Source organism: Streptomyces flavofungini (assembly GCF_030388665.1).
Taxonomy (GTDB): domain Bacteria; phylum Actinomycetota; class Actinomycetes; order Streptomycetales; family Streptomycetaceae; genus Streptomyces; species Streptomyces flavofungini_A.
This window is the reverse complement of record NZ_CP128846.1, coordinates 2293335-2306963: the sequence shown is the minus strand read 5'-3', so window position 1 is coordinate 2306963 and position 13629 is coordinate 2293335. Positions and strand designations below refer to the sequence as shown.

Below are 13629 nucleotides of genomic sequence, written 5' to 3'. Positions count from 1 at the left end.
ATCGAGGGCGGTGGTCGGGGACGCCGGTGGTTCAGGAGGGCGAGGCCGGTCCCGCCAGACAGTCCGCGAGCAGGATCTGCGGACAGTGGAGGTAGTTGTCCCAGAAGCCGTCGGCGTACAGGCGGCGGCCTTCGGCGGAGATCCTCGGCCGTATCCAGGTGATCCGCTCGAACCCGGCCCGGCGCAGGGCCCTTTCGTGTGCGGCCCTGGACCAGCGGTAGGCGTCGAGCGTGACGGAACGGGCGCCGACGTGGACTCTCGCCCGGTACGGGAACCCGTCGGTGCGCGCGGCACCCGGCTCGGCCGCCTCGGCCTCGTCGTCCTTGTCCGCGTCCTTGTCCGCGGCGTCCGCGGCCTCGTCCGTGCGGTGGGGAGCCACGACCTCATATCCGTAGGGCTCGTACCAGTGCGGCGTCATGGACACATCGGGGTTCAGCGTGACGGTGAGGTAGCGCCCGCCCTGCGGCCGCAGCGCGCCGCGTGCCGTCCTGCACATGCTGGTGAGTTCCTGTTCCGTGCGCGCGTAGGGCAGCAGGTACACGCTCACCACGGTGTGGAAGATGCCTTCGAGTTCCGGATCACCCGAGTCGGCGGGTGCCGCACCCCGTGGCGTCCGGCACGCGTCCCGCCGGACATACCGCACCCCCCGCGGCCGGTCCCGTTCGAGCCACCGGGCGTGTTCCAGCATCCCCTCGGACGCGTCGATCCCGGTGACGTCCACCGCGCCGAGGTCGCGCAGGAGCCGCGTGTACTGCCCCGTACCGCACCCCATGTCCAGGACTTTCCTTCCGCGTACGTCACCGAGCACGTCGAGCAGCGTGAATCGCTCGCTGTGTACGCGCACGGGGTTCTCCTCCGCCATGCGCGCGTAGTCCCGCGCGAGCGCATCGAACTGGCCTTTCAAGGCGCACCTTTCGCTTGCGGGACGGCGGCAGGACCGCGATCACCGGCGGGGTCGCAGGGATGGCGGGCGGCTCAGGCCGGTACGAGGTCCTCGGCCGGGCGGCCCGACATGAGCAAGGCCGCGTCGAGCACGTCCCACAGCGCGACCAGGGAGTCCAGGAACATGTCGGCGCCTTCGAGGATCAGCGCCTCCGTCGTGGGGGCGAGAGCGGATCCGACGGCTGCGACGGCGTTCCTCTCGTGCTGTTCCTCGGCGCCGATCTCACCCCAGTGCTCCAGCATGTAGTGCATCTCGGGGTCTTCGAGCGCGACGCCGTAGCGGCCGGAGTCGACGAGCGCGGCCTTCCAACCGGGAATCAGATGCCGGTTGGAGACCATTTCGAGCGCGAGCGCCGTGCCGAGATTGCGGAGCGTGGAATCCCGGTCGGTACGCTCCCGGCGGTCGAACACCGCCCGGGCCCGGCGTGTCTGCGCCAGCAGCCCGGAATCGGGGTCGTATCCCGGCAAGCGCATGAGGATCTGGTCGGAGAAGTCCTTCAGGCCGCTCTCGACCGCTTCCTGGTCGTAGACATCGGTGAAGACGTCGTGCCCGGCGGCGCGGTTGACGATGTGCCCCGCCATCGCGGCGAGTTCGGCGCCGTGGTTATCTTCGCTTTCCACTATCTCTTGGAGCAGCGCACTCTCGGCGGACAGCTGATGCTTGTCGAGAGCCATGGGGAAATTGCGGCCCGGACGGGTCGCGTCACAGAAACTCCGGATCTGATGGAAAAGCGTCGCCAATACCCTGCTCTCGGGCTCGGCGTCCCGCCAGTGCTGGAAGATCGGGTGGTGACAGCATCGATGGTCGCGAATTCGGCTCACCAGGTCGTCGACAGTGGTCACGGGCATGATGGCGTGCTCCTCCGGCGATGATGGGATCGAGGCCTGTGGCGCGGCGGAGATCGGAAACGCCCGTCGACGGGCCCGGCCCACGTTTCCGGCCGAGGTGCCTGCCCTGCCGACGGACGCTCCCGACGGACGCCCTAGCCGAGCATCCCCACGGCCGATTCGCCGAGCACGTAACTCTTCATCGCCGCCACGAACTCGTCGATGGTGACCCTTCCGTCCTTGTCCGTGTCCATCGCCCGGAAGGACTCGGTGATGTTGTCCGCCGGAGCGCCGATGACCGTGAGCCACCGCGCGTACTCCTCCTGGCTGATCTCACCGTTGCCGTCCACGTCGCACAGGTTCGCGCAGGCGTAGGCGTACGGGGCCAGGACCTCGGCGAAACCGGTGGGGCCCCGGTCGGTGATCGTCGCCGTGGACACGGAGACGAACTCCTCGCGGCTCAGCGACCCGGACTTCGAGCCCGCCTTGCGCATGATGTAGTCGTAGACCGCCATGGAGCCGTCCATGACGGCACGCGCGCGAGGTGAATCAGCGTCGGCGCCGAACGCGCGAATGAGCCTGTTCGCCTCCTGCTCGAAGTCCGAGCGGTCGATGCGGCCGTCCTTGTTCGCGTCGAAGAATTCGAAGCGGTACTCGAAGACCTGTCCCTTGTCGCTTGTCGCCATTTCCGCCTCCACGTGAATGGGTGAACCCCACGATCGAATGTGGAACACGGCACGAGATGGATCTCGTTGTCGCCCCGAAAAAGTACGCGGATCGTCGATGCGGCGACAAGAATTCATCAAGCCATGTCGCCGGAAGCGGCTGGCCCGGGCCGTGTTGGCCGAAACGGGACCGCCGCGGAACGATCTCAACAGAGATCTTAATGAAATTCTCAACAAAGATCTCGGCAATGATCCAGAAAGGCCGGTGGGTAGGCAGGACGGGAAGGTGGGTAGGTGGGCGAGCGGGGCGGGTGGATGATTTCGGCTCGATACGCACGTTGTGTGAATGCGACGGTAAAGGCAATCTTGAGAGCCGTTTATCGGTGACCATACGAGGCGATCTCCGCACTGTCCCCCGCGGCGGGCAGTCGCCGCGTGGAAAGGATCTGCGGGCCCATGGCAGCCACGTTCACTGTCGGCACCGTCCCCGGAGCGCTGCCCCTGCTCGGCCACGTCGCCGCGATCGGCAGGTCGCCGCTGGAATTCATGGCCGCCCTGCCCGTCCACGGTGATCTGGTGCGCATCCGCCTGGGGCCGTGGCCGGCCTACGTGGTGTGCGATCCCCTCTTGACGCACGAGGTCCTGGTCAACGACCGGGTGTACGACAAGGGCGGTCCGACGTACGACAAGCTGCGGCAGGTGGGCGGCAACGGCCTGGTGACGTGCGCGCACCGGTTCCACCGCAGGCAGCGGCGGCTGGTGCAGCCCGCCTTCCACCGCGACCGTCTCCCCGGCTACGCGCGGGCTATGTCCCACCAGGTCGACGTGACCACAGGACCGTGGCGCGACGGTCACGTGATCGACGTGGTCGCCACCATGAACGCGTTCAGCACCGGCGTCGCCACGCGCACCCTGTTCGCCGCCGACGTCGACGAGACGGTCCTCACCGAGATCCAGCAGGCCACCACCGACATGTTCGACGGTGTGGCACGACGCCTGCTCCTGCCCTTCGCGTGGCTGGACAGGCTCCCGACCCCGGGCAACCGCCGCTTCGAACGCGCCCGGCGCCGACTGGAGCGCCACACGCGTCAACTCATCACCGACTACCGGAAAGCCGGCGTCGACCACGGCGATCTGATGTCGATGCTGCTGGCCGCCCGTGACGACGAATCCGGCGGCCTGACCGACGCGGAGATCCACGACCAGGTGCTCACCTTCTTCTCCGCCGGGAGCGAGACCGTCTCACCCGCGCTTGCCTGGGCCTGGCACCTGCTCGGCCAACACCCGGAAGTGCGGGCGGAGTTGCACGCCGAGGTCGATTCCGTGCTCGGCGGCCGCGTCGCGGAGTTCGCCGACGTCCCCCATCTGAAGGTGACCGCCCGGATCATCACCGAGACGCTGCGCCTGTACCCGCCGGTCTGGCTGCTGACCCGGCGCACCGCGGTGGACACCGACCTCGCGGGGCAGCGGCTGCCGGCCGGCACCGTCGTCGTGTTCAGCCCGTACGTCCTGCACCACCACCCGGCACTGCACCCCGACCCCGAGCGGTTCGACCCCGACCGCTGGCGGAACGGCGCCGGTTGCCCCGCTGCCGAGCGGGCCTTCACCCCGTTCGGTGCCGGTGCCCGCAAGTGCATCGGTGACGAGTACGCCAGGACCGAGGCCGCGCTGGCGCTCGCCTCCATGGCCGCCCGGTGGCGTCTTGAGCCCCTGCCGCAGGCGCGGGTGCGTGCCGCGCCACGGCTCGCGCTCGCCCCGCGCTCCCTGCGCATGCGCCTGCACCGACGCTGACCCGCCCGCACCGACGCCGACCCGCCCGCGCCGTCCCATCCGCACCGACGCCGACCCGCCCGCAGCGGACGTAGGACACCGCACCCAGTCCAGCCACCTGAAAGTGTGGTCCCGCGATGCAGAAGCCGAACCGGCCCACGACGCAGGAGCTGATCTGCTCCGACGCGGCCCTGGCCGTCCACCGCGCCATCAACCGGACGTCGAGCCCCTATCCGCGCCACAGCGGCATCCCGGAGCGCTTCGAGCACTGGGCCGCGCTCCGCCCGGAAGCCCCCGCGGTCGTCCAAGGGAGCCGGGAACTCAGCTACCGCCTGCTCAACCGGCTCGCGAACGGGCTGGCCCGCGAGCTGCGGACCCGGCGCGTCGGCCCGGGCACCACGGTCGGCGTGTGCGTGGCCCGCTCCCCGGAGCTGCTGGTGGCCCTGCTCGGCGTCCTCAAGGCAGGTGCGACCTACGTCCCCCTGGACACCGCGTGGCCGGACGAACGGCTGCGTTACGTGCTGCGGGACACCGAGGCCGCATGGGTGCTCAGCGACGCGGCGGACGCGCTCGTGCCACGGCTCGACGGCGTCCGCCCCGGCGTACTGCCCGTCGACACGCAGGAGTTGACGCCTGACGACACCGACCGGCCGAGCGGGGCGAGCGCCGACAGCGTCGCCTGCGTCAACTTCACCTCCGGCTCGATGGGCCGCCCCAAAGGCGTACCGATCCTCCATCGCGGCATCAACCGCCTGGTGCACGGCGCCACGTACGGCCCCATGAACGAGCACAGCCGCGTCCTTCAGATCACGCCGGTCACGTTCGACATCGCCACCTGGGAGATCTGGGGGGCTCTGCTCAACGGCGGGGTCTCGGTGCTGTATCCCGCCGAGCCCATCCGGCTGTCCACACTCGACAAGGTCGTCAAGAGCGGCGGTGTGACCATCACGCTGCTCACCACGGCGCTGTTCAACCTGATCGTCGACGAGGCTCCCGAGGTGCTGGACACCGTGGCCACGATCACCACGGGCGGCGAGGCCCACTCGAACCGGCACATGGCCGAGGCCGTCCGGCGATACGGTCCCGGCCGCGTGGTCAACCTCTACGGCCCCACGGAGTGCACCTGCGTCGGAACGTACTTCCCCGTCGACGAACCACCGCGCGACGACGCCCCGCTGCCCATCGGCAAGCCGATCCAGAACACCCGCCTCTACATCCTCGACGACCACGCGCGACGGCTGTGCGAACCGGGGGAGAGCGGCGAGATCTGCCTGGCCGGTGACGGCCTGGCGGCGGGCTACCTGGGCCTGCCGGAACTCACCCGCGCCCGCTTCGTCCACCGCGTCGTCGCCGGGGTGCCGGAGCGGCTCTACCGGACCGGGGACCGCGGGCATCTGCTGCCGGGCGGCGACGTGGTCTTCGAAGGCCGCCTCGACGACCAGGTCAAGGTCAACAGCTACCGCATCGAGCTGGGCGAGATCACCCACCAGCTCAACGCCAGCCCGGCCGTGAAACGCAGTCACGTGACGGTCCGCGAGCACCACGGCGCCAAGTCGCTCGTCGCCTTCGTCGTGCCCGCCGCCCCTGCCACCAACCCGGAGAGCCTGCGCGACCACCTGGCCACGAAGCTGCCCTCCTACATGGTCCCGGCGCGGATCCACCTCTGCGAGACCTTCCCCCTGACGCCGAACGGCAAGGTCGACGGCCGCGCCCTCGTCCGGCTCCTCACCGACCAGGAGGCGTCCACGCCATGAGCGACGTACGCGACGCGGCCGGCTCGACCCGCCGCGCGCCCTTCGAGCCCTCCGGGCCGGCCGCCGCGCAGTCGGCGCTCGCCGATATCTGGCGCGACCTGCTCGGCCCCGCCTCCTTCACCGCCGGGGACGACTTCTTCCACGTCGGCGGCACCTCGGTCACCGCGATCAGGTTCCTCCAACGCGTGGAGAAGAGGTTCGGCCCGGACACGCTCACTCCTGAGCAGCTCTACGACGATCCCCGCCTCGGCGCGCTGGCAGCGGCCGTCTGGGACGCGGTGCGGGCGAACTCCTGACCACCGGCGGCCACTCCTGCGGTACGGCACCCCGGCCCGAGGGCCGCTCTCCTCGAAGCACACCGCTTCCACCGCTGGTCGGAATACAAGGTTCCGCTTGGGCTCCCGGTGTCGTCGCCCGGCCGCCGTTCGCCCCGGCGCGGCCCCGTCCGGATGTCCGACTTGTGTTGTCCCGGCGACGGGACACGGCAAACCATCGTGTGTCCGCGAACTGAATGTTGACTCTTTTCGCCGGGTGCGCTCCGGTGGCGCAAAGCGCCTGTACCGGCTGTTCCTTGCTCCTGTCGAAGGGTGCTCATAGGCTCGTTGCGCGGGAGCGGGGGCATTTCCCGCCGGAGGTTCCGGAGTGACCGCCGTCCGGTCTTCTTCATTTCACTCAGCATTTCCGTCGAGCGGCTGGCTCCGTGCCCGCGCACAAAGATGTGCGCATGTTATTCGTTAAAGGTCTTCCGTGGCGGGACTCTGGGGTTGACGTATCGACGTGAAGGTGTGCGGGGGGCTCCGGCCTGGGCAACCAGGGTGATCTTGATGGCGGTTGACTCCGTAGCCGCGAGGTACGAGCCTGTCGGAGCAACGGGAGTACAAGAGCTGCCCAGCGAGCGGGTTCTGGCTGCTCGGCCGAACCGAATGAGCGATGCGGGCGATCAATTGCGTCGATGAATGGGGCTTTAACGCCCTGTCATTCGTGCGCGCTTGCCGCTCGGCCTCCGCGGCACGGATCAATCAATGATCCCGGCTTCAGGTCCAACGTCTAACCACTGAGGGGGATGGTCGCTTTGTGTTCTTTTGAGCAGGGTGCGTTGCGGGGCGAGCTCAATGACACGGAGGTTCCGGTACCGGTGGGGACGATTCCTGAACTGTTCGAGCGGCAAGTCATCGCGGCGCCGGATGCGACCTCAGTGGTCTTCGGCGACGAGTCACTGACCTTTGCCGACCTCGACGCGCGCGCGAACCGTCTCGCGCGCTTTCTGATCGAGCGCGGTGTCGGCGCGGAGACCGTCGTCGGCGTGGCGCTGCGCCGGTCCCCCCAGTGGTGCGTGACCGTGCTCGCCGTGATGAAGGCGGGCGGCGCCTATCTGCCGGTGGACCCGGCCTACCCCGCCGACCGCATCGCCTACATGGTCGAGGACTCCGCGGCCGTCCTGGTCCTCGTCGACGAGGACACCGCCGGGCTGCTGCCCGAACTGCCCGCCCCCGTCGTCCGCCTCGACGACCCGGAGGTCACCGGCGCCGTCGCCGCGCACGACTCCGGGGACGTCGGCGACGCCGAGCGCGCCACCCCGCTGACCGTCGCCAACGCCGCGTACGTCATCTACACCTCGGGGTCCACGGGCCGCCCCAAGGGCGTCACCGTCACCCACACCGGCATCGCCAACCTCGTCGGCGCCATGCTCGACCGGATGAACGTCACGCCGGACAGCAGGATCCTGCAGTTCTGCTCGCCGAGCTTCGACGTGTCCGTGGGCGAGCTCGGCATGTCCCTGCTCTCCGGCGCCACCCTCGTCATGGCCGACAAGGACGCCCTCGCCCCGGGCGCCCCGCTCGTCGAGACCATCAACCGGCACGCCGTGACCCACGCGGTCATGCCGCCGGCCGTCCTCGCCGCCCTGCCGACCGGCTCGCTGCCCACCGTGCGCAGCCTCGCGGTCGCCGGTGAGGCCACCGCGCCGGAACTCGTCGCCACCTGGGCCGCCGACCGCCGGATGATCAACGGCTACGGCCCCACGGAGACCACCGTCGCCGTCACCCTGAGCACCCCGTTGACCGGCGACGGCCAGGCCCCGCCGATCGGCGCTCCCTTGTCCAACACCCAGGCGTACATCCTCGACGACGACCTGAAGCCGGTCCCCGAGGGCTCCCCGGGCGAGCTGTACATCGCCGGCGCGCCCCTCGCCCGCGGCTACCTCGGCCGCCCCGCCATGACCGGTGAGCGCTTCGTCGCCTGCCCGTTCGGCGGGCCCGGCGAGCGGATGTACCGCACCGGCGACCTCGTGCGGTGGGGCGACGACGGCCAGCTCGTCTTCCTCGGCCGCGCCGACACCCAGGTCAAGATCCGCGGCCTGCGCATCGAACTGCGCGAGATCGAGGCCGCGTTGCTCGCGCACCCGCGCGTCGCGCACGCCGTCGTGACCGTCCACGAGGGGCGGGGGACCGGCAAGCAGCTCGTCGGCCATGTCGTCCCTGCCGGAGCCGGTGACGCGGAGGCCGCGCGGGAAGAGGCCGCCAAGAGCGGCGGCACCGGCCACATGACCTTCGACTCGGGCTTCTCCACCGGAGAGCTGCGGAGCTACCTCGGGCAGCGTCTGCCGGATTTCATGGTGCCGGCGACGGTGATGGTGCTGGACCGGCTGCCGTTGACGACGAATGGCAAGGTCGACAAGAAGGCGTTGCCGGAGCCGGAGTTCAAGGGGAGTGCCTACCGTGCGCCGCGCACGGTGGAGGAGGAGGTCCTGGCGGGTGCGTTCGCCGCGGTGCTGGGGCTGGAGCGGGTCGGGATCGATGATGATTTCTTCGCGGTGGGCGGGGACAGCATCCAGTCGATCCAGGTGGTCTCGCGGGCGCGGGCGGAGGGGCTGGAGGTCAGTGCGCGGGAGGTGTTCGAGTCCCGGACCGTGGCGCGGCTGGCGGAGGTGGCTGTGGCCAACCGGGTCTCGGGTGCGGTGGCGGTGCTGGAGGAGCTGGAGGGCGGGGGTGTCGGGTGGATGCCGTTGTTGCCGGTCGCGCGGCTTCTGCGTGGGTGGGGGCCGGGCTTTGACCGGTTCTTGCAGGCGATGGTGCTGGATCTGCCCGCGGGGATCGGGGCGGGGCAGCTGGCGGCGACGCTGGGTGCGGTGGTCGACCGGCATGATCTGCTGCGGGCGAGGCTGGTGGAGGACGGCGGGGGCGGGCTGGAGGTCGCCCCGGCCGGGTCCGTGGACGTGGCCGGGCTGGTCAGGCGGGTGGAGTGTGAGGGTGACTGGGCCGGTGCGGCCTGGCACGCGGTGCTGATGGCCGAGCTGGAGGCGGCGGCGGCTTCGCTGGATCCCAAGGCGGGGGTCATCGCGAAGTTCGTGTGGTTCGCCCCGGCCGGCAGTGACGTTCCGGGGCGGTTGCTGGTCGTGCTGCATCACCTGGTGGTGGACGGGGTGTCCTGGCGGATCCTGATGCCGGATCTGGCGGTGGCCTGGGAGCAGGTCCGTGCCGGGCGTGTTCCGCAGCTGGCGCCGGTGGCGACGTCGATGCGGCGCTGGGCGCACGCGTTGGCCGAGGAGGCCCTCAGTGAGAAGCGCGGCGCCGAGCTGGAGTTGTGGCAGCGGATGGTGGAGGGTCCGGACCCGGTCCTGGGCGCGCGGCGTCTGGATCCGGCCGTGGACGTGATCGCCACGTTGACCGAGACGCGTGTCCAGCTGCCCGCTCCGGTCACCGAGGCGCTGCTGACGACCGTCCCGGCCGCGTTCCGCGGGGAGGTCAACGACGGTCTGCTGGCCGCTCTGGCGCTGGCGCTGGCGAAGTGGCGCCGCACCCGTGGCATCCACGAGTCGTCCTCGCTGATCCGTCTGGAGGGCCACGGCCGGGAGGAAGCGGCCGCGCCGGGCGCGGATCTGTCCGCGACGGTGGGCTGGTTCACCAGCGTCTTCCCTGTCCGTCTTGACCTGGCCGGCGCCGACCTGGACGAGGCCATCGGCGGCGGTCCGGCCGCCGCCCGGGTCCTGAAGGCGGTCAAGGAACAGCTGCGGGCGATCCCGGACAAGGGCATCGGCTACGGCCTGCTGCGCCACCTCAACCCGCGGACCGGCCCGGTGCTGGCCGCGCACGGCCACGGCCAGGTCGGCTTCAACTACCTGGGCCGGTTCTCCGCCCACACCGACATGCCCGCCCACACCCAAGGCCTCGGCTTCACGCAGGCCACGGACGTGGAGGAGCTGGCGGAGCTCGACGCCGCGCAGGACCAGGCGATGCCCGCCCCCGCCGAGGTCGACATCAACGCCTCGGTCACGGACACCGCCGAAGGCCCGCGGCTGGGTGCGCTGTTCACCGCCCCCTCCGGCGTGCTCGCGCAGGAGGAGGTCCGTGAGCTCGCCGATCTGTGGTGCGCGGCCCTGGAGGGCCTGGCCCGGCACGCCGCCCAGGCCGGCGCGGGCGGCCTGACCCCGTCCGACATCCCCCTCGTCAACGCCACCCAGAGCGACATCGAGGCCTGGGAGGAGCAGTTCCCCGGCCTGTCCGACGTCTGGCCCACCTCCCCCCTCCAGTCCGGCCTCCTCTTCCACACGCTCATGGCCGACGACGCGGAGTCCTCGTTCGACGCCTACCAGGTGCAGTACGCCCTCCAGCTCTCCGGCCGGATCGACCCGGCGCGGATGCGCGCCGCCGGGCAGGCCATGCTCGACCGCCACCCCGCCCTGCGCACCGCCTTCGTCAACGACGCGTCCGGCGACCTCGTCCAGCTCGTCGTGGACGGAGTCGAGCTGCCCTGGCAGGAGGTCGACCTCAGCGGGACGCCCGAGGGCGAACGCGACGCGGCGTTCGAGACGTTCATGGCGGACGACCTCAAGGCCCACTTCGAGATCACCAAGCCGCCGATGCTGCGGCTCTCCCTCGTCAAGCGCGAGTCCGAGCGGTTCGAGCTGGTTCTGACGGCGCACCACGCGCTGTTCGACGGCTGGTCGCTGCCCCTGCTCATCCAGGACGTGCTCCGCTTCTACGGCACCGGCGGCGACACCTCGGGCCTGCCGCCCGCGCGGACGTACCGCGACTACCTCGCCTGGCTGGCCCAGCAGGACCCCGAGGTCTCCGCCGAGGCCTGGCGGCACGAGCTGGACGGCGTCGACGAACCGACCCTCCTCGCGCCCGGCGCGGAAACCGGAAGCCACAGCTCCGGCATCGCGCAGGTCGACGTACCGCTGACCCCGGCCGAAGCCACCGAGCTGACCCGGCGCGCCGCCGACCTCGGCGTCACCCTGAACACCCTGGTGCAGGGCGCCTGGGGCCTGCTCCTCGGCCAGTTGACGGGGCGTCAGGACGTGGTGCTCTCGTCCACGGTCGCCGGGCGTCCGCCCGCGCTCGCGGGGGTCGACTCCATCGTCGGCATGTTCCTCAACACCCTGCCCGTACGCGTCAAGTGCGCCCCCGGTGACACCCTCGCCGACCTGCTCACCGGACTCCAGGACCGGCAGGCCGCCCTCCTGGACCACCACCACTACGGCCTCACCGAGATCCACAAGACCACCGGACTCAAGACCCTGTTCGACACCCTCGTCGGGTTCGAGTCCTTCCCGCTGGACCGCGGCGCGATCAGCGAGGTCAGCGCGGCCGCCGGCATCACCATCACCGGCATCCGCGCGTTCACCGCGAGCCACTACCCGGTGACCGTCTTCGTCTACCCGGACGGGGAGTACCCGCGCCTGAACGTCCAGTACCAGCAGGACGTGTTCGACAAGGACGAGGCGGACACCCTCGCCGCGCGCTACGGCCGGATCCTCGCCACCGTCGCCGCCGACCCGCACCAGGCCGTCCGCGCCGTCGACGTCCTCGACCCCGCCGAGCGCGAGCGGCTGCTCGTCGGGCTCAACGACACCGCCGAGCCGACGCCCGAGCTGACGATCCCCGGCTTCTTCGAGGAGCAGGCGGCGAAGACCCCGGACGCGGTCGCCGTCGTCTTCGACGACCGGCAGCTCACGTACGCGGAGCTCGACACCCGCGCCAACCGCCTCGCCCGCGAACTGATCAAGCGGGGCGCGGGCCCCGAGACGGTCGTGGGTCTCGCCCTGCCGCGCTCCGCGGACCTCGTCGTCGGCATGCTCGGCATCCTCAAGTCCGGCGCCGGATACCTGCCGATCGACCCCAAGTACCCGAGCGCGCGCCTCGGTTCGATCCTCACCGAGGCCGCCCCGCGGTTCGTGCTCACCGACTCGGCGACGACCGGGGTGCTGCCCGCCTCCGACGTGCCGCACGTGCGCCTCGACGAGCTGGCCCTCGACGACGCGCCGGACGGGCCCGTCACCGACGCCGACCGGCCCGCGCCGCTGCGCCCCGACGGCATCGCGTACGTGATGTACACGTCCGGTTCCACGGGCACCCCCAAGGGCGTCGTCATCACGCACGCCAACGTCGTCAACGGCGTGACGCGCCTCGCGGGGCGGGTCGCGGGCGGCCCCGGCTCCCGGATGCTCGCGGGCACCTCCGTGAACTTCGACGTGTCGGTCTTCGAGACCTTCACGACGCTCTGCACCGGCGGCACCGTCGAGGTCGTCAGGGACGTCCTCGTCCTCGCCGAGCGCGACAGCTGGTCGGGCAGCGCCATCAGCACCGTGCCGTCCGTCTTCAACGAACTGCTCGACCAGATCGCCCCCAAGACCAAGGTCGAGACGCTGGTGTTCGCCGGTGAGGCGCTGCCCGCCGCGCTGGTGGGCCGCATCCGCGAGGCCATGCCCGGCGTGAGGGTCGTCAACGCCTACGGCCAGAGCGAGAGCTTCTACGCCACCACCTTCGCCCTCGCCGCCGACGAGCCCTGGACCGGCGCGGCCAGCGCCCCCATCGGCACGCCCATCGGCAACATGCGCACCTACGTCCTCGGCCCCGGCCTCACCCCGGTCCCCGCGGGCGTGGTCGGCGAGCTCTACGTGGCGGGGAACATCGGCCGCGGCTACTACGGCAGGGCCGTCCTGACCGCCGAGCGGTTCGTGGCCGACCCCTACGGCCCGGCGGGCGCGCGGATGTACCGCACCGGCGACCTGGCCCGCTGGAACGCCGACGGGCAACTGGAGTACGTCGGCCGGGGTGACGCGCAGGTCAAGGTGCGGGGCTTCCGCATCGAGCCCGGCGAGGTCGAGGCCGCCCTCACCGACTTCCCCGCCATCGCACAGGCCGCGGTCGTCGTCCACGACGGCGGCGAGAGCGTCGGCAAGCGGCTCGTGGGCTATGTCGTGCCCACCGAGACGGACGGCGCGAGGAGCACGGTCGACATGACCGAGCTGCGCGACTTCGTCATGGGCCGCCTGCCCGAGTTCATGGTGCCCGCCGCGGTCGTGGTCCTCGACCGCTTCCCGCTGGCCCCGAACGGAAAGCTGGACCGCAGGGCCCTGCCCGAGCCGGAGTTCGCGGGCGCGGCCTACCGCGCGCCGCGCAACGAGAAGGAAGAGACGCTCTGCACGCTGTTCGCCGAGGTCCTCGGCGTGGAGCGGGTCGGGATCGACGACGACTTCTTCGACCTGGGCGGGAACTCCCTGTTGGCCACGCGGCTCACCAGCCGCATTGGCAAGGCACTCGGAGTCAGTGTGCCGATCCGGGCGGTCTTCGAATCGCACAGCATCGCCGAACTATCGCGCACGGTGCAGAACGCCACGGCGTCGCGCCGACCCAAGCTGCGCAGGATGAACAGGAGTGGACAGTAAA

General features: G+C 70.8%; 7 protein-coding genes. 4 read left to right on the top strand and 3 right to left on the bottom strand.

Features of this window, described 5'->3' with window-relative positions; all coding sequences use genetic code 11:
• Positions 1 to 31 precede the first annotated feature (31 nt).
• From QUY26_RS08880 to QUY26_RS08870, 3 genes are all read right to left on the bottom strand, one after another.
• The gene (locus tag QUY26_RS08880) at positions 32 to 904 is read right to left on the bottom strand and encodes a class I SAM-dependent methyltransferase (RefSeq protein WP_289944795.1); all 873 of its coding nucleotides are present in this window, start codon (positions 902 to 904) and stop codon (positions 32 to 34) included.
• 71 nt (positions 905 to 975) lie between these two features.
• Positions 976 to 1791: a hypothetical protein gene (locus tag QUY26_RS08875; RefSeq protein WP_289944793.1), complete on the bottom strand. Its 816-nt coding sequence runs from the start codon at positions 1789 to 1791 to the stop codon at positions 976 to 978.
• Between the two features lie 134 nt (positions 1792 to 1925).
• Positions 1926 to 2456 (bottom strand): EF-hand domain-containing protein, encoded by a 531-nt coding sequence (locus QUY26_RS08870; protein ID WP_289944791.1) that lies wholly within the window; start codon positions 2454 to 2456, stop codon positions 1926 to 1928.
• A gap of 435 nt (positions 2457 to 2891) precedes the next feature.
• On the opposite strand from QUY26_RS08870, the gene QUY26_RS08865 reads away from it, so the two are divergent.
• From QUY26_RS08865 to QUY26_RS08850, 4 genes are all read left to right on the top strand, one after another.
• Complete coding sequence (locus QUY26_RS08865) at positions 2892 to 4226, top strand: cytochrome P450 (protein WP_289944789.1); 1335 nt, start codon at positions 2892 to 2894, stop codon at positions 4224 to 4226.
• Between the two features lie 116 nt (positions 4227 to 4342).
• The gene (locus tag QUY26_RS08860) at positions 4343 to 5959 is read left to right on the top strand and encodes an amino acid adenylation domain-containing protein (RefSeq protein ID WP_289944787.1); all 1617 of its coding nucleotides are present in this window, start codon (positions 4343 to 4345) and stop codon (positions 5957 to 5959) included.
• Positions 5956 to 6255: an acyl carrier protein gene (locus tag QUY26_RS08855; protein ID WP_289944786.1), complete on the top strand. Its 300-nt coding sequence runs from the start codon at positions 5956 to 5958 to the stop codon at positions 6253 to 6255. The genes QUY26_RS08860 and QUY26_RS08855 overlap by 4 nt, the downstream gene beginning before the upstream one ends.
• Positions 6256 to 7094: 839 nt before the next feature.
• Positions 7095 to 13628, top strand: a complete 6534-nt coding sequence (locus QUY26_RS08850) for a non-ribosomal peptide synthetase (protein ID WP_289944784.1) — start codon at positions 7095 to 7097, stop codon at positions 13626 to 13628.
• Position 13629: the final 1 nt, after the last annotated feature.

Bases quoted from the DNA above. Each gene is read 5' to 3' on its own strand.
- QUY26_RS08875 (WP_289944793.1), bottom strand. From the start codon at position 1,791: ATGCCCGTGACCACTGTCGACGACCTGGTGAGCCGAATTCGCGACCAT.
- QUY26_RS08870 (WP_289944791.1), bottom strand. From the start codon at position 2,456: ATGGCGACAAGCGACAAGGGACAGGTCTTCGAGTACCGCTTCGAATTC.
- QUY26_RS08865 (WP_289944789.1), top strand. From the start codon at position 2,892: ATGGCAGCCACGTTCACTGTCGGCACCGTCCCCGGAGCGCTGCCCCTG.
- QUY26_RS08860 (WP_289944787.1), top strand. From the start codon at position 4,343: ATGCAGAAGCCGAACCGGCCCACGACGCAGGAGCTGATCTGCTCCGAC.
- QUY26_RS08855 (WP_289944786.1), top strand. From the start codon at position 5,956: ATGAGCGACGTACGCGACGCGGCCGGCTCGACCCGCCGCGCGCCCTTC.